The following is a 19,733-nucleotide window of genomic DNA, read 5'->3' as shown; positions in this document are numbered from 1 at the left end:
AAGGCGGAGACGAAGGACGGCAAGGCCGGGAACAAGGGCTCCGGCGCCAAGGGGACTGCGGGCAAGCCCGCCCGCCCCGCCAAGAAGGGCTTCATGGAGAACATGGAGGACCGCTGGGAGAAGCGCAGCCGCGGCGAGTGACCCCACCCCACACCTACGACCCGAGCCCCCGTCGCGAGCGCGAAGGGGGCTCCGTCGTATCCGGGGGCAGCGATCGGGACGTGGACGCGCTGTGTGGTGTGGCCGCGCTATTCGATCGAATAGCGCGGCCACACCACACAGCGCGTCCACGTCCCGATCGCTGCCCCCGGATACGACGGAGCCCCCTTCGCGCTCGCGACGGGGGCTCGGGTCGTAGGTGTGGGGTGGGGTCACTCGCCGCGGCTGCGCTTCTCCCAGCGGTCCTCCATGTTCTCCATGAAGCCCTTCTTGGCGGGGCGGGCGGGCTTGCCCGCAGTCCCCTTGGCGCCGGAGCCCTTGTTCCCGGCCTTGCCGTCCTTCGTCTCCGCCTTCTCGGCGCCACCACCGGCCATCATGTACCAACCACCGGCGACCATGAGGGCGAACCCGGCGACGCCTCCGACGACCGCCCAGGGCATCCCGAGCAGGATCGCTCCGACGGTGACGACCAGGCCACCGATCGCGATGAGGACACCGATGACGAACCGCTTGGCCGAGATCTGGCCACCGGCGGACGCGGTTTCCCGCGCCTCGGTGTCCGCGATCGACCGGGCGAAGCGAGGGTCCTCGCTGCGCAACTGCTTCTCGAGCTGGTCGAGCAGCTGCTGTTCGTGGTCGGAGAGTGGCATCCGATCCCCCTCGTGGTCATCACCTCGGCGTACTGACGCATCCTTCACGGGCGCCGGGACGTGTTCCCCGCTCCGTGGATTGAACGCACACCCATGATAGTCGCCACGACCCCTGCTCGGCATCCCGGGTGTGACGATTCGGTCACCGTTCGCAGCCGACTACCAGGTGGGATACACGCCGTTCACTCCTCCGGCCGGGTGGCCCGTCCCCGGAACTTCGGCCGGGAGGCGTCGTGCGGGTCGAACCGGTCGGTCTCGGGATCCTCGTCCTGGCCCGGCAACAGCGAGGCCGCGCCGATCGCCCCGGTGCCGAACCGGGCCCGCACCGCGTCGAGGGCGACCTCCGCCTCACGGCGCCCTTCCGGGTTCCGGGCCGGCGGCCGCGCGGGAGCGGGCGCGGCGGCGGAGTGTGGGTGGTCGGCCCCCGGGCGGGGCGCCTCGGCGGCGGATGGATCGGAGGTGGGGGAACCCGCACCGGACGACGTGGACGACGCGGACGGCGCGGGACCGTCCGCGAAGAGGTCGAGCGTCGTCTGACGTCCGCTCGCGGCCAGGTCGACGAGCCCGGAGGCGCGCAGCCCGAGCAGGCGCACGCCGCCGGGGCGTTCGCGGAAGAGCCTGCGGAGCGCCGGCAGGAGGGCGCCGTGGAGTTCGGCGGCGAGGTCGGTGGGCGCGGGCAGGGTGACGGACCGGGAGAGCGTGGTGAAGTCGGGCAGCCGGTACTTGAGTCCCACGGACGCACTGGTCTTGCCCTCCTTCCGCAGGCGGCGGGCCACGTCGTCGGCCAGGCGGAGGAGCTCCTTCTCGATCCGGTCGAGGTCGGTGAGGTCCGTCTCGAAGGTGTGCTCGGCGCTCACGCTGTGGTCCTTGACGGCCCCGCCGTGGATGTCGCGGTCGTCGATGCCGTGGGCGTGGTCCCACAGCGTGTGGCCCCAGGCGCCGAGGGTGCGGCCGGCCCAGTGCCGGTCGGTGTCGGCGAGGTCGCCGATCGTGCGGATCCCGTACCGGGCGAGGGTCTCCTGGGTCCGGGCGCCGACGCCGGGCATCGCCTCGACGGGCATGGGGCGCAGGAACCGGTCGACCTCGGCCGCGGGCACGACGAGGAGACCGTCGGGCTTGGCCCGGCCGCTGGCGAGCTTGGCCACGACGAGGGTCGCCGCCACCCCGACGGAGGCGACGAGCCCCGTGCGCTCCCGGATCCGGTGGCGCAGGTCCGCGGCGATCCGGGCGGGCGACCCGAGGCGGCGGACGGCGCCGGAGACGTCGATGAACCCCTCGTCGACGCTCACCTTCGAGAACGTGGGCGTCACCTGGCCGATGATGTCGAACACCTGGCGGGAGTACTCCCCGTAGAGGCCCCGGGAGGGCGGGATGACGACCGCCTGTGGGCACAGACCGACGGCGCGGGCCATCGGCATGGCGGCGTGGACGCCGTACTCGCGGGCCTCGTAACTGGCGGACACGACGACCCCGCGGCCGCTCGACCCGCCGACGATCACGGGGCGGCCCCGCAGGTGCGGACGGCTCAGCAGCTCGACGGACACGAAGTAGGAGTCCATGTCGAGGTGCAGGATCACACACCCGGTGTCGTCGCTGCCCAGGGTCGTGAGGTCCCCGCCCGAGCGTGCCAGTTGCTTTCGGCTCATCGCCCTCCCCAGGTATCCTGAGCGGCATGGTACCCGCCTCTCGTCTTCTTCTCCCGGTCCTCGCCGGATCCCTGCTGCTGGCCGCCTGCACAGGCCCCGACCAGGGAGAGGATCCCGCGCCCACGCCCTCGGCCGTCGAGACGACGAGCGAGCCGCGCTCGGCCACCGTGCCCGGGGTCTCCGTCACGCACGGCGCGATCGTCGCCGACTTCCCGGAGGTCATCGAGCAGTTCCCGGACAGCACGATCGTGCAGTCGTCCTTCGCCGAGCCCGACCCGGAGGCCGAGGCCGCACCGAGCGCCGTCCCCGGCGAGGAACCGACGGCCGAGCCGGTCGAGCAGCAGGAGATCCCGGAGGGGATGGTCTCGGCGAGCCTGGTGATGGAGACCGAGGAACACCCCGACCCGATCATCGAGTTCTACGTCGAGTCCCTCGGCGAGGCCGGTTTCGAGCCCGTCGGTGACCGCTCCTGGATGGGTGGCGTGCTGCGCCAGACCTTCCACGAGGTCGAGAACGGCCAGACCGTCTCGGTGAGTGTCTCCGGCAAGCCCGGTGAGAAGGGCGTCCACCTGGTCACCGTCGGCGGCGTGGTCGTCCCGTGACGCCCGACTCCCCCGGGTCCGCCCCGGTTCCCCTTCTCACCGATCCCGCCCCGCTCGTCGCCCACGTCGACCAGGCCCTGGAGGCGGAACTCGACCGTGCCGCGGAACTCCTGGCCGGGATCTCCCCCGTCGCCGGTGAGCTCCTCGATCCCGTCCGGTCCTTCGCGGCCAAGGGCAAGCGGATCCGGGCGATGGCGACATGGTGGGGCTACGAGCTCGGGCGCGGCGTCCGGGTGGCCGAGCACGCGCATCTGCCCGGTATCGCCCGGGTCGCGGCCTCCGTCGAGCTCTTCCACGCCGCCGCGCTCGTCCACGACGACATCATCGACGACTCCGACACCCGGCGGGGTGCACCGGCCGTCCACGCCCACTTCCGGGCCGCCCACGCCGCGGCCGACTGGTCCGGCTCCGCGGCCCTCCACGGCACCGGAGCCGGGATCATCGCCGGAGACCTCTGCCTGTCACTGAGCGAGGAGGTCTACACCCGCTCCGGCCTGCCCGGCCTCGCCGATCCCCGGGTGCTCGCCGCCCACGACGACTTCCGCCGCGACGTCATGGTCGGGCAGTACCTGGACGTCCGCCTCGAGGCCGTCCCCGCCGACGGGGATCCCGGCACCGGGGAGGACATCGCCGCCCGCGCCTACGAGGTCCTCACCTACAAGTCCGCCAAGTACTCGGTCGAACAGCCCTTCCTCCTCGGTGCGGCGCTCGGTCTCGCCGAGGCCGAGGGCGCCTCGGCCGCGGGGGACGCACTCCTGCGGGCGCTCTCGGCCTTCGGCCTGCCGCTCGGCCGCGCCTTCCAGCTGCGCGACGACGAACTGGGCGTCTACGGCGACCCCGCGCGCACCGGCAAACCCGCCGGCGACGACCTGCGCCAGGGCAAGAAGACCGTCCTCGTCGGGTACGCGCTCTCGGCACTCCACGCGGCCGGGGACCCGGCGGCGGCCGCGCACTTCGCCGCCCGCCTCGGGGCGCCGGACCTCACCGACGCCGAGGTGTCGGCACTGGCGGACATCGTCCGTGACTCCGGGGCACTGGCCCGCTTCGAGGAGGAGATCCGGGTGGAGACCGAGCGAGCCCGGACCGGCCTGTCCGACCTGTCCGGGCTCGTGGGTCTGGGTGGATCCGACCGCGCGCTCCTCGACGCCTACGTCGGGAAACTCACATTCCGCGACGCCTGATCTCCCGACGCGACGGAAGTCGACGCGGGTGATTGCGAGGACGATGTCGTTTCGCAGGACTCATGTCTCGCAGTCCTGCATGACTACGAGACATCTGCCCTGTCGAACGACATCCTCCTCGCACTCACGGGCCCGTGCCCACACGGGGCGGCTCCGTGCCCGCGAAGGGCCTCAGACAGAGCGCCTCAGGCGGAGCCACTCAGAAGGCCAGGGCCTGGGCGCGGCGGCGGACCTCACCCTTGTTGTCGGCCCGCAGCATGTCGATCGGGCGGCCCGGGAGGGTGTCGTCGGGCGTGAACAGCCACACGATCGCCTCCTCGTCGGTGAACCCGGCGTCCTCGAGGACGTGGATCGTCCCCTTGAGGTGCCTGACCGGGCGGTCGTCGACGATGAACGCGGCCGGGACGCGCAGCACCTTCGGGCTGCCGGTCTTCACCCCCACGAAGGCGCGTTCCTCCAGCAGTCGGCGCACCTTCGAGATGCCCAGGCCGGTGCCCTCCGCGATGTCGGGCAGGGTCAGCCATTCGTCGACGAGGTCGAGCCCCGCCCCCTCGCTCACACCGTCGTTCTCGATGACACTGGCGTCTTCGACAACACCGTTCTCTTCACTCACACCGTTCTCTTCACTCACGCGGACCAGTCTAGGCGTCCACCCACGCCCGCGGACGACACGCCGGAGCCCGCCTGCCCGGGCTGCGGGCCCGCGTTTCCGTAGAGTGAGGACACGTACCAGGCCCCCGCAGCCCGCTTCCCCCCTATGAACTGCAGGTGACCCATGAGCTCGTCGACCGTTCGCCCGGCCTTCGCCCGGCGTACCGGCCCCCAGCGTGACCGGACCACCCCGCGTGACCGGCCGACCCGGACGACCCAGCACGACCGTGCGGTGCAGCGTCCGTCCCGGGCGACCCCGGACGGCCCCGCGCCGACCGGCGCCACGGGGACGGGCCAGGAGACGGTGAAAGAGACCAAGGACACGTCCGGTGTCCGGGCGACCGCCCCCTTCCTCGCCGCCGCCGTCCTCGCCGGGTCCACCCTCACCGGCACGACCTGGCCCGCCACGCACGCCCATGCGGACACCACCGACACCGTCGCCCACGCCCCCGAGGCGCCGGCCGGCAACCACGCCCCGGGGCAGCGGCAGCTGACCCCGCTCACGCCGGGCTTCACCTCGGGTACCGTCACCGAGGCGGTCCCGGTGAGCCACGGCGGGCGGACGCACCAGGTCCGGGAGGGCGACTCCGTGCTCGGCATCACCGCGAAGTACGGGGTGTCCGTGCCCGCATTCGTCGAGCTCAACGGGATCACCGACCTCGACCACATCCGGATCGGGCAGGTGCTCAGCCTGCCGGAGAAGAACCACGAGACGGCCCATGCGCCCTCGGGCCACACGGTGAAGGCCGGGGACACGCTCGGCGGGATCGCGGAGAAGTACGGGACGACCGTCGCGGACCTGCAGAAGGCGAACGCGATGGGCTCGTCGACCGTCATCCACATCGGCGAGGTGCTCGCGCTGTCGGGCAACGGCGCGACGAGCAGCCGTGCGGCCGAGGACGTCCCGGAGGACGAACTGCCGCAACTGCCCAAGTCCTTCGAGGGCCGGGAGTACCCGGACGAGGTGCACGACTCCGCCCGGCGGAACAAGCACACGCTCCAGCAGCTCGACCTGCCGAGCAAGGACGAGGCCAAGCAGATGATCGAGACGACGGCGACCGAGATGGGCGTCGACCCGGCACTCGCACTCGCCGTGGCCGAACAGGAGTCGGGCTTCCAGCAGGGGGTCGTCTCCCCGGCCAACGCGATCGGCGTCATGCAGGTGATCCCGACCTCCGGTGACTGGGCCGAGGCGCTCACCGGCGAGGACCTCAACCTGCTGGAGACCGGGGACAACATCGTCGCCGGGGTCGCGATCCTCCGGTGGTTGCTCGCCAACGCCGAGGACGAGTCGCAGGCGCTGGCCGGGTACTACCAGGGTCTCGGCTCCGTCCGCGAGCACGGCATGTACACCGACACGAAGAGCTATGTCCGCAACATCCAGGTGCTCAAGGACAGGCACGCCTGACGAACGGATGATCCGATGACGACTTCACTGCGTGATCCCGTCCTGGGACTCGTCCTCGACGGACGGTACCGGGTCGATGCGGTGGTGGCCCGGGGCGGCATGGCGATGGTCTACCGCGCCACCGACCTCGCCGCCGACACCGAGGTGGCGGTGAAGGTCATGCACGCCCACCTGGCGGGCGACGACACGATGGTCGAGCGCTTCCGGCGGGAGGCGCTCACCGCCATGTCGCTCGACCACGACAACCTCGTGTCCGTCACCGACCAGGGCACCGACGGTGACGTCGTGTACCTCGTCATGGAGTACCTGCCCTCGGTGACCCTGCGCAAGGAGCTCAAACACCGCGGGCGGCTCACGCCGCGCCAGGCGATCGTCGTCATGGACTCGGTGCTCGCCGGCCTGGAGGCCGTCCACGCCGCCGGACTCATCCACCGCGACCTCAAGCCGGACAACGTGCTGCTGGGGGTCGGCGGTCGGATCGAGCTCGCCGACTTCGGGCTGGCCCGCAGCATCAGCAACTCGACGACGACGAAGACGCTCATCGGCACCGTCGGGTACGTGGCCCCCGAGCTCGTCACCCGCGCCGGCGCGGACGCCCGGACGGACCTGTACACGCTCGGCATCATGTTCTACGAGATGCTCACGGGCCAGCAGCCCTACACCGACGAGGTGCCCATCCAGGTCGCCTACCGCCACGTGCACGACGAGGTGCCCGCCCCCTCGGATCTCGTGCCCGAACTCAGCCCGCTGCTCGACGCACTCGTCCTGTGGGCGACCTCCCGCGACCCCGAGGACCGCCCGCAGACGGCCACCGAGCTGCGCCGGGCACTCGCCGAGGCCCGCGCGGAGATGAGCCACGCCGACCTCGACCTCTCCCCCACCGGCCACGAACCGGCACCCGCCCCCGGCACCCCGGTCATCACCGCGACGATCCCCGTCGAGGACGAGGCCCACGCCGCCGAGGCGCCCGCCGACCCGACACCCTCGGGTCGTTCCGGCACGGACGAGATCCCGTACCTCGCCTCCGAGGAGGATCCGGCGACGGGTCCGGACGAGCGCACCGGTACGGGTACGGGTCCGGAGGATGCTGCGGGTGCGGGTTCAGCGGCAGCTGCGACCACGGGTTCGGCTGCGGCTGCGTCCGTGGGCTCGGACGAGGCGGGCGACACCGTCGAGGTCAGGGCCGGGATCGCCGGTGACGCCGCGGCGGTCGGCATGCCTGCCACCGACGAGCACCACCCGCGCCGGGCCCGGAAGAAGCCACTGCTCGTACTCGCCGCCGCCGTCCTTACGCTCGGGCTCGCCGGCTGGGGGTTCTCGACCCTCGGTCCGCGCACGGCGGACGTCCCTGCGATCAGCGCCGGCCAGGAACTCGCCGATGCCGAGTCCACCGTCGAGAGCGCCGGTCTGGACCCCGTGACGAACGAGGTGTTCGACTCCGAGATCCCGGCCGGCAAGGTCGTCCGGATCGAACCGGCAGCGGGCACCGAACTCGACGCTGACTCCCCGGTCACCCTCTACGTGTCGAAGGGCGTGGAGCTCTTCGCGGTCCCGGACCTCGGCGGTCGGACCGAGGCGGAGGCCGGACAGGCCCTGCGGGAGAACGGCCTCGTCGCCGGTGCCGTCACCGAGGAGTTCTCCTCGACGGTGCCCGCCGGGCAGGTGATCGACCAGTCGGTGGCCGCCGGTTCCGAGGTCGAGGCCAACACCGGGGTCGACCTCACGGTGTCCAAGGGGGTCGAGACGATCGAGTTGCCGATCGTCACCGGCCTGGACTACGAGAGCGCCTGGCCCAAGTTCACCAAGGAGGGCCTCAAGGTCGCCCGCGAGGAGGAGTCGAACGACTCCGTCCCCGCCGGCAAGGTCGTCTCCCAGTACCCGGCCGCGGGCGAACACGTCGAGGAGGACACCCTCGTCATCCTCACGGTGAGCACCGGCCCGGCCGCCGCCCCCGATTCCGGCGACGGGGGCGACCCGGACGAGCGCCCGGCAGACGGCTCCGGCGGCGCCTGACCCGGGTCAGGCGAGGAGGTCGCGGGCCGTGCGGGCCAGGATCTCCCCGGCCTTGAGCGCGTCGTCGGCGTTCACGTCGAGGTGGGTGACGATCCGGACCTTCTGAGAACTCATCGCGGTCGTCCGCACGCCCTCGCGTTCGGCGGCCGCGGCGAAGTCCGTCCCGGAGACCGGGGTGTCCGTGAAGTCGAAGAAGACGATGTTCGTCTCGACGACCGCCGGGTCGACGACGCCCGGGGCGACCTCGGCCACGGCCGTGGCGATGTCGTGGGCGTGGGCGTTGTCCTCGGTCAACCGTTCGACGTGGTGGTCGAGGGCGTACAGGCACCCGGCGGCGAGGATCCCGGCCTGGCGCATGCCGCCGCCGTAGCGCTTGCGCAGCAGACGTGCCTCCTCGATCACCTCGGCGGAGCCCGCGAGCACGGACCCGACGGGTGCGCCCAGACCCTTCGAGAGGCACAGGGAGACGGAGTCGGCCAGCGCACCGTACTCCGCGAAGGAGATGCCGGTCGCCGCGACGGTGTTGCCCAGTCGTGCGCCGTCGACGTGGACGCTCACGCCGAGGTCACGGGTGGCCGAGTACAGAGTGCGCAACTGGTCGATGTCGGCGACCCGGCCGCCCCCGAAGTTGTGGGAGTTCTCGACCTCGATCACCGTGGTGCCGACCTGGTTGTACCCGCGCGGCTCGCTCACCATCGACAGCGGCATGGCGGCGTCGAAGGTGCCGTCCGGGGAGACCCACGTGCGGGTGGTGACACCGGCGAGTGCCGCGTGGGATCCGCACTCGGCCCGCACAATGTGCGACTGGGACTCGCACAGTGCCTCGGAGCCCCGGGGTACCTGGGCGGCGATCCCGAGCATGTTCGTCATCGAGCCGGACGCACAGTAGAGCGCGGCCTCCATGCCGAACAGGTCCGCGACCCTCTCCTCCAGGGCGTTGATCGTCGGATCCTCGCGGTAGACGTCGTCGCCCACGGGTGCGCGCAGCATGGCGGCGCGCATGTCCTCGGTGGGCAGGGTGAGGGTGTCGGATCGCAGATCGATCATGGGGTGGGGACTCCTGGGTTCAGGAAGGTCGAGGACGTCCGGGGTCGCCGGACGCCCGAGGGGACGGGATCCAACATATCCCGTCCCCTCGGACCTCCCGAAACCCGGGTCGACCCCGGGCAATCCGTCGAGGTCGACAACGATCAGCGGTCCCCCGCCGTCACCCTGGGTGGTGTCCGCGGGGAGGACCTCAGGAGGTGTGGACCTCAGGAGGTGTGGTGCGCCTTGAGGTACTCCGCGACGCTGAAGGCCATCTCCAGGGACTGGTCGTGGTTGAGGCGCGGGTCGACGCGGGTCTCGTAGCGCCGGCGCAGTCCCTCCTCGTCGATCTCCTGGGCGCCACCGAGCACCTCGGTGACGTCGTCGCCGGTGAGCTCCATGTGCAGACCACCGGGGACCGTCCCGGCCTCGTCGTGCGCCTCGAAGAACCCGGCCACCTCGTCCATGATGTCCTGGAACCGGCGGGTCTTGTAGCCGTTCTGCGAGGTGATCGTGTTGCCGTGCATCGGATCGGAGATCCACGTGACGTGCGGCAGTTCGTTGCCCACACCCTTGAGCAGGGTCGGCAGGTGCTCACGGATCCCCGCCGCGCCCATCCGGGTGATGAAGGTGAGGCGTCCGGGTTCGCCCTCGGGATCGAGCTTCTCCGCCAGCCGCAGCGCGTCCTCGGCGGTGGCCGTGGGCCCGAGCTTCACACCGATCGGGTTGCGCACCCGCGACAGGAAGTCGACGTGGGCGGAGTCGAGTTGCCGCGTCCGCTCCCCGATCCACAGGAAGTGGCCGGAGGTGTCGTAGGGCGCACCGGTCCGGGAGTCGATCCGGGTGAGAGCCCGTTCGTACTCCAACAGCAGCGCCTCGTGGGAGGCGAAGAACTCGACCTGCTTCATCGCACCGAAGTCGGTCCCGCAGGCCTCCATGAACTTCAGGGCCCGGTCGATCTCCTGCGCCATGACCTCGAACCGCTGGTAGTTGGGGTTCGAGGCGAGGAAACCGCGGTTCCACGTGTGGACGAGTCGCAGGTCCGCGAAGCCACCGGTGGTGAAGGCGCGGATGAGGTTGAGCGTCGACGCCGAGACCTGGTACGCCTCCACGAGCCGGGCCGGGTCGTGACGCCGGGCTTCCTCCGTGAAGGGGTGGTCGTTGATGATGTCGCCGCGGTACGAGGGCAGTTCGACCCCGTCCCGGGTCTCGGTGTCGGCCGAGCGCGGCTTGGCGAACTGCCCGGCCATCCGGCCGAGCTTCACGACGGGTACGGAACCGCCGTAGGTGAGCACCGCGGCCATCTGCAGGATCGTCTGTATCCGTCGGCTGATCTTGTCGGCCGTCGCGTCCGCGAAGGTCTCCGCGCAGTCCCCACCCATGAGGACGAAGGCGTCACCGCGCGACGCGGCGGCGATCCGGTCCTTGAGGTGGTCGGCCTCACCGGCGAACACGAGCGGCGGGTACTTGCGCAGACGGTCGAGGGTGGCCTCGAGTTCGGCCGCGTCACGATAGGTGGGCTGCTGGAGCGGGTCCATGGACCGCCAGGCGTCCAGGCCCGCCACGGTCTCGTCACTGGCTTCCAGGTTGCCCGCCGTCTGGTAGACGGGGCTGACGTCGAGAGTCACGGTACGTCCTCGGTGTCGGAATGTGCGTATGGTCGCCGGATCACTCGATCCGGTGGACGTATCATGCACCACACCCCGGACCCGGCGCAGGTCGGTCCGTCACGTGGCGGGTCCGCGGTCGGTGGGTCGAGCGCCCGGACGCGGGGAAGGCGTGCCCGAGGAGCCCCTCAGGAGCCCTCGAAGTCCTCCGGGGACACGTGGTCGAGGAAGTCCCGGAACCGGTCGACCTCGTCCTCGTCGGCGTCGGGGGCCTCGATGCCGTGGGTCTTGACGAGCTCCTCCTCCGCGTAGACCGGGCAGTCGGCGATGAGCGACATGGCCACGGCGTCGGAGGGACGGGCGCTGATGGTCTTCCCGTCCGAGGTCCGGATCTCAGCGAGGAAGGAATGTCCCTCACGACCGGTGATGACGACCTGGTCGAGAGAGGCACCGTAGGACTCGAGGATGTCGAGCATGAGGTGGTGGCTGAGCGGGCGTGGCGGTGCCAGACCCCGCTGGGCGATCCCGATGGCGTTCGCCTCCGCCGCACCGATCCACACGGGCAGGTAGTGCGGACGGTGGACGGCTTTGAGCAGCAACACGTGCTGGTTGGCCGGCAACTCGATCCGCACACCGACGACTTCGACTGGAATGGGTGCCATGCCTCCACCCTATCGGACCACCCCGACGCCGCGAGGCGCCCACGGCCGAAGGGAGAGCAGACGCACACCGCCCGGTGACCTGGGAGGTCACCGGGCGGTGTGATGCGGTCGCGAGAACGCTCAGGAGGTGCGCGGGCGCTGCTGGAAGATCATGCGGAACTTGCCGATCTGGACGTCGGCACCGTTCTGCAGGTCGATGGAGTCGATGAGCTGCCGGCCCACGTAGGTGCCGTTGAGCGAGCCGGTGTCCCGCAGGGTGAAGCCCGTGGGGGTCCGCACGAACTCCGCGTGCTTGCGGGAGACGGTGACGTCGTCGAGGAAGATGTCCGCGTTGGGGCTGCGGCCGACGGTGACGACGTCCGTGTCGAGGAGGATCTGGGCACCGGCGTCGGGCCCGGAGACGACGACGAGGAGCGCGTCGGTCTCCTGCAACTGTGCGAGGTCGGGGACGGCGTGGACCTCACCGGTGCGCGGGTCGGTGATGACGTAGTCACCGGTGGTGAGCGGACCCTGCGAGCCGGGCTGACCCTGCGGCGCACCACCGGGCTGACCCTGCACATCGACGGGCGGCTGCGGCTGGGCCGGGGTCACCGGCGTCTGGGCATCCGACCACTGCTGTGCCGGGGCCTGGCCCGCCTGCGGATCCTGCTGCCAGACGTTCGGGTCCTGTTGCCAGGACTGCTGGTCGGGGGCGGGCGCGGGCTGCGGCCACTGCTGCGGGGCGGCCTGCTGAGGGGACTCCTGCTGCCAGGGCTGCGGTGCGGAACCGTGACCGTACTGCTGACCCTGGTCGAACTGCGGGTTCTGACCGTACTGCTGACCCTGGTCGAACTGAGGGCTCTGCGGGGTCTGACCGAACTGCGGCGCCTGGGGTGCCTGCTGCTGCGGGGCCTCCTGCTGCCACGGCTGGGGAGCGGAACCCTGACCGTACTGCGGGTTCCCGTCGGACGGCGCGGCCTGGTCGAACCGGGCCTCGCCCTGCTCGGAGAACTGACCCTGTCCGAACTGCCGACCCTGATCGAACTGCGGCGCCTGCTGCGGGGCGTCCTGCTGCCACGGCTGGGGAGCGGAACCGGACTGCGGGGCGTCCTGCTGCCACGGCTGGGGAGCGGAACCGGACTGCGGGGCGTCCTGCTGCCACGGCTGGGGAGCGGAACCGGACTGCGGGGTCTCGCCCGCGCCCTGCTCACCCTGTTGCCCGGTACCCGGCGCCTGCGGCGCGTTCTCCGGGGCCCAGGGGCTGAAGGGGAAGGGCTTCGCCTCGCGCGCGCCCTCCTCGTTGCCGGTCTGCGGAGCCTGAGCCGCGCCCGGATCGTTCTGAGGATAGTGCTGCTGTGACATCAGGCCCCCTCGCTTTCCACTCGTGACGTATCAGCTGCCGTATCCGTGCCCGGTCGACCCACGTGGGACGACGTACCCTGCCCGGTCACTCGGGCCCGTGCGGGGAGCACGTGGGCGGCACCGACCGGCGTCCACCGTTCGGTGACCACCAGCATAACCGCATCACGAGCTTCAATAACATTCGGGCAACGGAAACGTCACTGATTCTCCATATATACGGGGACCACCCCCATCAACCCTGCAGGAATCGTCGGAGTCCGTGGCCGTTCCGTTGCCCACGGACCCATCCGGATCCGCTAGGGGGTGTCCGCGTCGACCACGGCGTCGATGTCGACGGACTCCCGGGTCTCGACCTCGAACACTCCCCCACGGCTCCGGACCGTGTCCGCGACCCCGCCGGGGATGTTCATCGCCACCGACAGGGTCTCCGGTTCACCGATCGCGGTGACGGTGACGACCCCGGGCAACGCCTGCCCGTCGGCCCGCAGGGTCCCCTCACGATCTTCAGTGAAGGCCGTCTGCACGACCACCCGGACGTCCCCGAAGGCGATGGCCTCGGCGCCGGCGTCCCGCAGTTCCTGCACGAGGGTCACGGCCGTGGCGGCGGTGAGCGCCGGCCCCTCGTCGCCGCCACCCACCCGGATCTCGACGCCGGGTCCCGTCACGGGGACGGTTCCGGCGAGCACCGCGAGGGCCTGGGCCCTCTCCTCGGACTGTGCGATCGCCGCGGCCCGCTGGTCGGAACCGGACTCCAGGTCACGTTCGTCCGCCTCGAGACCCTCGGCCTCCTCCTGCAGACGTTCGCTCCGGGAGTCGACGTCCTCGAGGATCCGCAGCAGTTCCTGCTCGGAGAGCTGCTCCAACCCCGAGTCCTCCGTCTGCCGGATCTGCGCGACGAGGGCGAAACCGAGCACGAGGCACAGGGCCCCCGCGAGCACCTGGGACCGCGGGTGCCCGACCGTGAGCACCGTCCACAGCCGCGCCCTGGCGTCCTTCTTCGTCCCGGCGTCCTCGGGTTCCGGGGTCGGGCCGACCGGCTCCCGCCGTTCCCGCCGCCGGGACTCCTCCCGTCGTCCGCGCGCCGGCACGGCGCTCTCCGCTCCCGAGGCGCCCTCCCCCGGGCCCACCTCGGCCGGGCCCACCTGCGCCGGGTCCACCTCCGCCGCGATTCCCTCGGCGAGGTTCTCCTCTGCAGCGCTATGCTCCGCGGGGCTCTCCTCACCGGGGCCTCCCGTCGCAGGTCGGCCCGCGACGGGACTCTGCTCCGGGGAGGAGGCCTCGGCAGCGGTAGGGGTCGCCCGGGTCTCGTCCTCGGGTCCGCGGGGCGTCGTCATGCGCGGAACAACTGGCGACGGATGGCGGCCGCGTTCGTGAAGATGCGGATGCCGAGGACGACGACCACCCCGGTGGAGAGCTGCGACCCCACGCCGAGCTTGTCGCCGAGGAACACGATGAGCGCGGCGACGAGCGAGTTCGAGAAGAAGGAGACGACGAAGACACGGTCGTCGAAGGTCCCCGAGAGGACGGCCCGCAGACCGCCGAACAGCGCGTCGAGCGCCGCGACCACCGCGATCGGCAGATAGGGCTGGATGGCCGGGGGCACGGCGGGGTCGAGCACGATGCCCAGGAAGACCCCGAGGGCGAGGCCCAGGATGGCGATCACGGGCGGCTCCTTTCAGTCGGTGCAGCAGCGGGTGCGGAGGGCTCGGCGGACGGCGCGGGGAGGAGTCCGGTGGGGAGCACCTCGGCGTCGTCGGCGGGGACCGCGTAGCGGGGTGTCGTGACCTCCGCGGCGGGCAGGGTGCCCTCGGTGCGGGTGAGGGTCGAGGTGATGCCGTACTCGTCGGCGAGCAGGCCGAGGTACCGCGCCGAGGCCCCGACCTCGAACCGTTCGGTCAGGTCCTCGCCCCCGAGCGCACGGACCGTGAAGGGAGGGGCGATCGGATCGTAGTTCACGAGGATCGCGCCCCCGGCCGCGCGGATGGAGGAGGTCGAGGTCATGCGGTGACCGTTCACGTCCACCGCGGTGGCACCGGCGACGAACAGGCCGTTGACGACGGTGCGCAGATCGATGTCCTGGACCTTGTTCGCCTCCGCCGCGCTCTGGGCACCTTCGGGCCCCACCTTCTGGTCGGCGAGTGTCACGACGGTGAGGTCACCGGTGACCTCGTCGACGGACGCGGCGGTCTCCAGGCCTGTGAGTGCCTCCTCCAACTCGTCGCCGACGAATCCCTCCCGGGCCTCGTCGACCGCCAGGGACCGGGTCTCGTTGTCCTCGGCCAGCTGCGTGTTGGCCGCCTGACCGTCGTGGATCCGCTGGGCCAGGGCCGCCTCGGGACCACCGCCGGCCTGCACCCGGGTGAGCTGGACGACCGCCACGGCCAGGGCGAAGCCGAGGACGACCGCGATGAGCGCGAAGACGATCCGGGAGGTGGTCCCACGCGGCAGGTTCCGGGCCTTGACGAGTTCGTAGTCCGGCTCGGGCGTGCGCTGCCACAGGTCCGCCAGCAGCGACTCGGAGAAGGACTGCCGCGGCCGGCGGTCGTACTCCCGGGAGATGACCCGGCGTTCCGCGACCGCACGGGCGCGCTCGACCCACCGGCGACCCCGCGAGGCGCGGGTGGCACGGGTGGGGCGGGATTCCGACACGGGTGTCCTTCCGGTACATGGTGCGCGGGACTGCGGAGCGCGGGGAAGCGGGGCGTGCGGCCTTCCCTCCATGCTAACGACGGACCGATCACCGGCGGTGTGACGTCCGGGAGGCGCACGTCACATCCTCTCGATTTGGAGGCCACCTCGGAGCCTGTGTAGTGTTGTCTGCGTTCGCACGGCACCGCGGCGATCACGGGAGGGAGACCTCGGCGGGATCGCGGTTGGAAAACGGGCGGACGGACCGGGCTATGGCGCAGCTTGGTAGCGCGCTTGACTGGGGGTCAAGAGGTCGTGGGTTCAAATCCCGCTAGCCCGACCCTTACGCAACACGGGAGAAGCCCCGGAAACCGCGAGTTTCCGGGGCTTTCTCGTGCCCTGACACATCTATTACGTTCGCGTAACTCTCACCATGTGGGAAGTTTGGGACGTGTTTTCGGGTGCATTCGGGGTGCATTCGAGGGGCTGTGTGCACTCGGGGTGCACTCGGTGCACCGGGTCTGTCACAGGTCGAGGGCTGCGGCGACGTGCCGCATGCCTTCGGCGGTGTTCGCGTCGGCGTACCGTTCGAGCGTGAACTCTGCCGTTGCGTGGTCGAGGATCACTTGCACGTATTGCGGGGCGACGCCTGCGTTGAGTGCGAGTGTCGCGGCGGTGTGTCGTAGGTCGTGGATGCCGAACGTTCGGCGTTCGTACCCGTCGGGTAGTTCGCTGTGGTGTTGGAGGTCTTCGGGGCGTTGCCAGTCGGCGTCGCCTTCCTGCATGTCGTATTGGACGGGGCGACCGATGAGGGTGCTCACGTCGTCGTGGTCGAGGCTGAACGGGTCGAGGTCGTCGCGGCCTTCGCCCATCTTCCATGTGGCGACCGCTTCGGCGGTTCGCCCTGCATAGGTTGCTCGCCCGTCTTGGTCGACTTCTGGCGGTTCCACGTGGAGCGCGGACTGTAGTTCGTGGACGGCGAGCGCGGACGCGTACACGTATCTGCCGAACGGTTCGCGTTTGATGTGCGTGTACGTGTCGCCTTCTTTGCGTGGTGCCCGCTCCCCCACGTTCATTTTCCCGGTGCCGCGTCCGGTGGTGCCGCGTACCCGTTTGCGTGTGTCTAGACGTGGGGCGACTTTCGCCCACCCGTCCGGTAGCCGGTTGCCTTTCGTGGTGGTGAACACGTGCGCGTCGGCTGGTCGACCTTTCACGTGGTCGCGGAGGTCTGCGGCGATCCGGTGAGGGATCGGCACGCGTCGCGCTTTCGTGTTCTTCGTCGCCTTGGTGCCGTCGATGCGGGAGTGTGACCGGGTGACGGTCACGACTCCGTTCAGTTCCTTGTGGTCGAGGGCGGACCCACCGGGGAGGTACAGGTCTGACACTTGGAGTGCTTGCAGTTCGCCGTACCGTAGACCGGTGGCGGCGGCGAATCGGACTAGCAGGCCGTCCGGGCCTGCCGTGGTGGCGAGGCGGTGAACTTGCCGCTTGCTGAGCGCGATTCCGGCGTGGTTGTTGACGCTGTAGTCGGCGCGCCGGTAGGGCCTGCCGGTGTCGGCGTCGACTGTCGGGTCGACGCGGATATAGCCTTTGCGGAGCGCGTACCCGGTGAGTTCGCGCAACAGTTTGAATGCTTGTTCTTCGGCTGCGGGCTTCTCCCCGAATGTCGCGATCCATGTTTCAACGTCGGTAGGGGTGATCCATCGGATCGGCCCTTCACCGAATCGTGGTTGGACGCGCTGCTTCCAGTGGTTGTCGAGCGCGGCGAGGCTGTTACCGGCGAGGCCCCGTCCTCCGCGTCCACCCTTGGTTGCCTTGATGGTGCGGAAGTCTTGCCATATCTCGTTGAGGCTGATCTGCTTTTCGTCGCGGGACAGTGGCGCGGGTGCGCCGGTCTCTAACTGTCGGATCGTGTCGTGCCGCCACTGTTGGGCGGCGGCGAGTCCTTCCGTGGGGTCGACGGAAGGGTCGACGTGCGGAAAGTTCTGGGCACGCTGTACGCGCTTGCCGTTGACTTTCTTCACTACGCGGGCTTGCCACCGCATGCGGTCGCTGCCGGGTTCCCATTGCCCGGTCTGCGCGTAGTCGGTGATGCCCTTCATGTCGGCGGGGTCTGGTGCGGGTGCTGGCGTTGTGTTCACTCTGTGATTGTAGGTCACCTGCTGACATGGCGACGCGTTAGCGTTCGCCCTTGGCTACGGGGCGATCTTCACGCGGACGGGCTTGGAGCCGTCGCGGTCGTGAGAACTGGTGAATCCAGTTCTCTACCAACCACTGACGGCATTGATCTTCGATCTATGCCTGAGGACTCCATCGGAGATGGTGTCCGTGGATGCACCAGTGGTTTCGAGGTCTCCCGCTGTTTGTTCTGATTCCTGCTGTAGTACGCGTGTTTTCGGATCGAGCACCCCGGCCCTGGTACCTACTACCGGGGCGGTGGTGTTCCTTCTCGTTTTCCTACGCTGATAGCGTGTTTTTGAACCGTAGGATGGACGCCAGTACATCTGGCGTCCTGCCCCCTACGCGTGTGCGTGCGCGTGGGTTCTTGTTCGCTGGTGGCGAACAGGTGTCCCTGATCCGCGAGAGTAACAACCTTTAGTAGGTGAGAGGGTCGATCGGTCGAGATAGTCACACTACTGTATAGGTGGAGAGTTCCTGGTCTGACAGAGTGACAGTACTGTATAGGTGGAGAGTCCCCGAATCTGGAAAGTCACAGTACTGTATAGGTGGAGAGTCCCTGGCCTGACGGAGTGACATGACTGTATAGGTGAGAGGGAAACCTAGGGGGATTTAGGGGGTGAGGATGGGTGAGAGTGCTCGCTACTCGCTCGCTCGTTGCTCACGCCGACAAGGCGTGAGAGCAGCTAGAAGCTCGCTCTTCGCTCGCTGAATGTTCCTCGCCTGACGGGCGAGGCATTGACTAGTGGATGCTTCTCACCGCCGCCGAGGCGGTGAAGGGCGAGAGTGAATGTAGCGAGGCCCCGGCCTCGCACTACTGAATCCTTGAGTGAATGCAATAGCGAGGCTGCGGCCTCGCTTGAGTTGTTGGTGAAGGGAACAGACGGGCTGATGCCCGTCGTCGATTACAGCCCCGGCGTTGGCGGATAGCCGGGGCTTACTAGTACGCGCATGCGCGTGAGAACGGAGGCGGCTGTGCCGCGACTCATGACGGAAGCCGAGGCTTCCGAATATCTTGGATTGTCAACGTATTGGTTGAAGCAGAACCGGCGTGAGCCGGACGCTCCACCTTTCGTGAAGGTTGGCGGTCAGGTTCGGTACGTGCCTGAGCGTCTGGATTCTTGGGTTGAGAATCTTCCTGTGGTGAACGCGTAGCAGCGCGTTCGATCTTGTTTGAATGCTAGTTGAGTAAGGAACTTACGTTAATGGCAGAGACGATGACATGCAGCCGTCCGGGCTGCGAGCGGACTACGTACACGGAGCGCGGCGGTAAGCCGTTGCGTGCGGTCGAGGGTGTGCCGCGTCGCTGGTGCGACCGTCACCGAAAGGGTGAAGCACTCCACGCGCACGGTAAGTGCAGCGTGGACGGGTGCGACGCGTGGCGTCGTAGTCGCAAGGGCAAGAAGAATGAACGCGGATATTGTCACCTTCACCAGGACCGTATTTTCCGTGACATGAATCCTAAGATTCTACAGGAAGCGGTTTCCCGCTTCTTCAAGAATACTGTTCCTGATTATGCGACTGGTTGTCTAATGTGGGTTGGTGGCCTGAATAAAGGCAATGGCCGACCGCAGTTCCATTGCGGTATTCTGTGGAACGCGCATCGCTGGGCTTACGCTTATTTCATTGGCGGTCATAAGAATGGTTTTGAATTGTCCCACCTTTGCGATAATAAAGAGTGCGTGAATCCGCTTCATCTTGAGCCGACGAATAGTGAACGGAACCGCAGTTACAAAATGGATGTCGATTACACTAATCGCCTTTTCGATGAGTTCGTGGAAAAGGAACCGCTTAAGGCGGCTCGCTTCTCTATGGTTTCGTCGGCAGTGTTGTCGGTCCCGTTCGGGCGCATGCCGGTAGTGCCGGAGCATGCGCAGGACTAGTGACTGGGAGAGTTATCTCGACGTCGAGATACTCCCTCCCGCACCCTAGTGAATCTGGCACGCTCGTCCTACCGTCCGCCTAGTAATTGGGCGGGCGA

General features: G+C 69.1%; 16 protein-coding genes and 1 tRNA gene. 6 read left to right on the top strand and 11 right to left on the bottom strand.

The genetic code is table 11. The features are described from left to right. Nucleotides 1-371 precede the first annotated feature (371 nt). Both AAD496_RS09405 and dinB read right to left on the bottom strand, forming a co-directional pair. On the bottom strand, nucleotides 372-809 hold the full coding sequence (locus AAD496_RS09405; RefSeq protein ID WP_349828423.1) for a DUF3040 domain-containing protein: 438 nt from the start codon (nucleotides 807-809) through the stop codon (nucleotides 372-374). 182 nt (nucleotides 810-991) lie between these two features. Beyond that, the gene (gene dinB / locus AAD496_RS09400) at nucleotides 992-2,455 is read right to left on the bottom strand and encodes a DNA polymerase IV (RefSeq protein WP_349828422.1); all 1,464 of its coding nucleotides are present in this window, start codon (nucleotides 2,453-2,455) and stop codon (nucleotides 992-994) included. A 26-nt stretch (nucleotides 2,456-2,481) separates the two neighbouring features. Between dinB and AAD496_RS09395 the strand changes: the two genes are divergently transcribed. Continuing rightward, complete coding sequence (locus tag AAD496_RS09395) at nucleotides 2,482-3,057, top strand: hypothetical protein (RefSeq protein WP_349828421.1); 576 nt, start codon at nucleotides 2,482-2,484, stop codon at nucleotides 3,055-3,057. Further along, nucleotides 3,054-4,238, top strand: coding sequence for a polyprenyl synthetase family protein (locus AAD496_RS09390; RefSeq protein ID WP_349828420.1), 1,185 nt, complete (start codon nucleotides 3,054-3,056; stop codon nucleotides 4,236-4,238). Before AAD496_RS09395 ends, AAD496_RS09390 begins: the two co-directional genes overlap by 4 nt. 199 nt (nucleotides 4,239-4,437) lie before the next feature. Here the strand turns inward: AAD496_RS09390 and AAD496_RS09385 are convergent, their stop codons facing one another. After that, nucleotides 4,438-4,797 (bottom strand): Rv2175c family DNA-binding protein, encoded by a 360-nt coding sequence (locus AAD496_RS09385; RefSeq protein WP_349828426.1) that lies wholly within the window; start codon nucleotides 4,795-4,797, stop codon nucleotides 4,438-4,440. Between the two features lie 216 nt (nucleotides 4,798-5,013). Here AAD496_RS09385 and AAD496_RS09380 point away from each other — a divergent pair, with 216 nt between their 5' ends. Then, entirely contained in the window at nucleotides 5,014-6,297 is a 1,284-nt protein-coding gene (locus AAD496_RS09380) for a lytic transglycosylase (protein ID WP_349828418.1), read from the top strand. 15 nt (nucleotides 6,298-6,312) lie between these two features. Further along, on the top strand, nucleotides 6,313-8,310 hold the full coding sequence (gene pknB / locus AAD496_RS09375) for a Stk1 family PASTA domain-containing Ser/Thr kinase (protein WP_349828417.1): 1,998 nt from the start codon (nucleotides 6,313-6,315) through the stop codon (nucleotides 8,308-8,310). 6 nt (nucleotides 8,311-8,316) lie between these two features. Here the strand turns inward: pknB and AAD496_RS09370 are convergent, their stop codons facing one another. From AAD496_RS09370 to AAD496_RS09340, 7 genes are all read right to left on the bottom strand, one after another. Beyond that, nucleotides 8,317-9,357, bottom strand: a complete 1,041-nt coding sequence (locus tag AAD496_RS09370; protein ID WP_349828415.1) for a threonine aldolase family protein — start codon at nucleotides 9,355-9,357, stop codon at nucleotides 8,317-8,319. Between the two features lie 206 nt (nucleotides 9,358-9,563). Then, nucleotides 9,564-10,964 (bottom strand): class II 3-deoxy-7-phosphoheptulonate synthase, encoded by a 1,401-nt coding sequence (locus AAD496_RS09365; protein WP_349828414.1) that lies wholly within the window; start codon nucleotides 10,962-10,964, stop codon nucleotides 9,564-9,566. Nucleotides 10,965-11,131: 167 nt separating this feature from the next. Next, nucleotides 11,132-11,605 carry a bifunctional nuclease family protein gene (locus tag AAD496_RS09360; RefSeq protein WP_349828413.1) on the bottom strand — a complete coding sequence of 158 codons (474 nt, stop codon included), beginning with the start codon at nucleotides 11,603-11,605 and terminating at the stop codon, nucleotides 11,132-11,134. A 120-nt stretch (nucleotides 11,606-11,725) separates the two neighbouring features. Then, a complete protein-coding gene (locus tag AAD496_RS14880) occupies nucleotides 11,726-12,946 on the bottom strand; it encodes an FHA domain-containing protein (protein WP_433913751.1) in 1,221 nt (406 codons plus the stop codon). Between the two features lie 296 nt (nucleotides 12,947-13,242). Beyond that, entirely contained in the window at nucleotides 13,243-14,280 is a 1,038-nt protein-coding gene (locus AAD496_RS09350; protein ID WP_349828411.1) for a DUF881 domain-containing protein, read from the bottom strand. After that, nucleotides 14,277-14,609 carry a small basic family protein gene (locus tag AAD496_RS09345; protein ID WP_349828409.1) on the bottom strand — a complete coding sequence of 111 codons (333 nt, stop codon included), beginning with the start codon at nucleotides 14,607-14,609 and terminating at the stop codon, nucleotides 14,277-14,279. The genes AAD496_RS09350 and AAD496_RS09345 overlap by 4 nt, the downstream gene beginning before the upstream one ends. Beyond that, nucleotides 14,606-15,595 carry a DUF881 domain-containing protein gene (locus tag AAD496_RS09340; protein ID WP_349828408.1) on the bottom strand — a complete coding sequence of 330 codons (990 nt, stop codon included), beginning with the start codon at nucleotides 15,593-15,595 and terminating at the stop codon, nucleotides 14,606-14,608. The genes AAD496_RS09345 and AAD496_RS09340 overlap by 4 nt, the downstream gene beginning before the upstream one ends. A gap of 245 nt (nucleotides 15,596-15,840) precedes the next feature. Between AAD496_RS09340 and AAD496_RS09335 the strand changes: the two genes are divergently transcribed. Continuing rightward, nucleotides 15,841-15,914 (top strand) — tRNA-Pro (locus tag AAD496_RS09335). 184 nt (nucleotides 15,915-16,098) lie between these two features. On the opposite strand, the gene AAD496_RS09330 is transcribed toward AAD496_RS09335, so the two are convergent. Beyond that, complete coding sequence (locus tag AAD496_RS09330) at nucleotides 16,099-17,715, bottom strand: site-specific integrase (protein ID WP_349828407.1); 1,617 nt, start codon at nucleotides 17,713-17,715, stop codon at nucleotides 16,099-16,101. A 1,242-nt stretch (nucleotides 17,716-18,957) separates the two neighbouring features. Here AAD496_RS09330 and AAD496_RS09325 point away from each other — a divergent pair. After that, on the top strand, nucleotides 18,958-19,635 hold the full coding sequence (locus AAD496_RS09325) for an HNH endonuclease (RefSeq protein ID WP_349828406.1): 678 nt from the start codon (nucleotides 18,958-18,960) through the stop codon (nucleotides 19,633-19,635). Nucleotides 19,636-19,733 lie beyond the last annotated feature (98 nt).

This window comes from Brevibacterium litoralis (assembly GCF_040212315.1).
Classification (GTDB): Bacteria; Actinomycetota; Actinomycetes; order Actinomycetales; family Brevibacteriaceae; genus Brevibacterium; species Brevibacterium litoralis.
Note: the sequence above shows the minus strand (reverse complement) of the source record. Positions and strands in the feature narration are given on the sequence as shown.

Bases quoted from the DNA above. Each gene is read 5' to 3' on its own strand.
- AAD496_RS09405 (WP_349828423.1), bottom strand. From the start codon at position 809: ATGCCACTCTCCGACCACGAACAGCAGCTGCTCGACCAGCTCGAGAAG.
- dinB (WP_349828422.1), bottom strand. From the start codon at position 2,455: ATGAGCCGAAAGCAACTGGCACGCTCGGGCGGGGACCTCACGACCCTG.
- AAD496_RS09395 (WP_349828421.1), top strand. From the start codon at position 2,482: ATGGTACCCGCCTCTCGTCTTCTTCTCCCGGTCCTCGCCGGATCCCTG.
- AAD496_RS09380 (WP_349828418.1), top strand. From the start codon at position 5,014: ATGAGCTCGTCGACCGTTCGCCCGGCCTTCGCCCGGCGTACCGGCCCC.
- pknB (WP_349828417.1), top strand. From the start codon at position 6,313: ATGACGACTTCACTGCGTGATCCCGTCCTGGGACTCGTCCTCGACGGA.
- AAD496_RS09370 (WP_349828415.1), bottom strand. From the start codon at position 9,357: ATGATCGATCTGCGATCCGACACCCTCACCCTGCCCACCGAGGACATG.
- AAD496_RS09360 (WP_349828413.1), bottom strand. From the start codon at position 11,605: ATGGCACCCATTCCAGTCGAAGTCGTCGGTGTGCGGATCGAGTTGCCG.
- AAD496_RS14880 (WP_433913751.1), bottom strand. From the start codon at position 12,946: ATGTCACAGCAGCACTATCCTCAGAACGATCCGGGCGCGGCTCAGGCT.
- AAD496_RS09350 (WP_349828411.1), bottom strand. From the start codon at position 14,280: ATGACGACGCCCCGCGGACCCGAGGACGAGACCCGGGCGACCCCTACC.
- AAD496_RS09325 (WP_349828406.1), top strand. From the start codon at position 18,958: ATGGCAGAGACGATGACATGCAGCCGTCCGGGCTGCGAGCGGACTACG.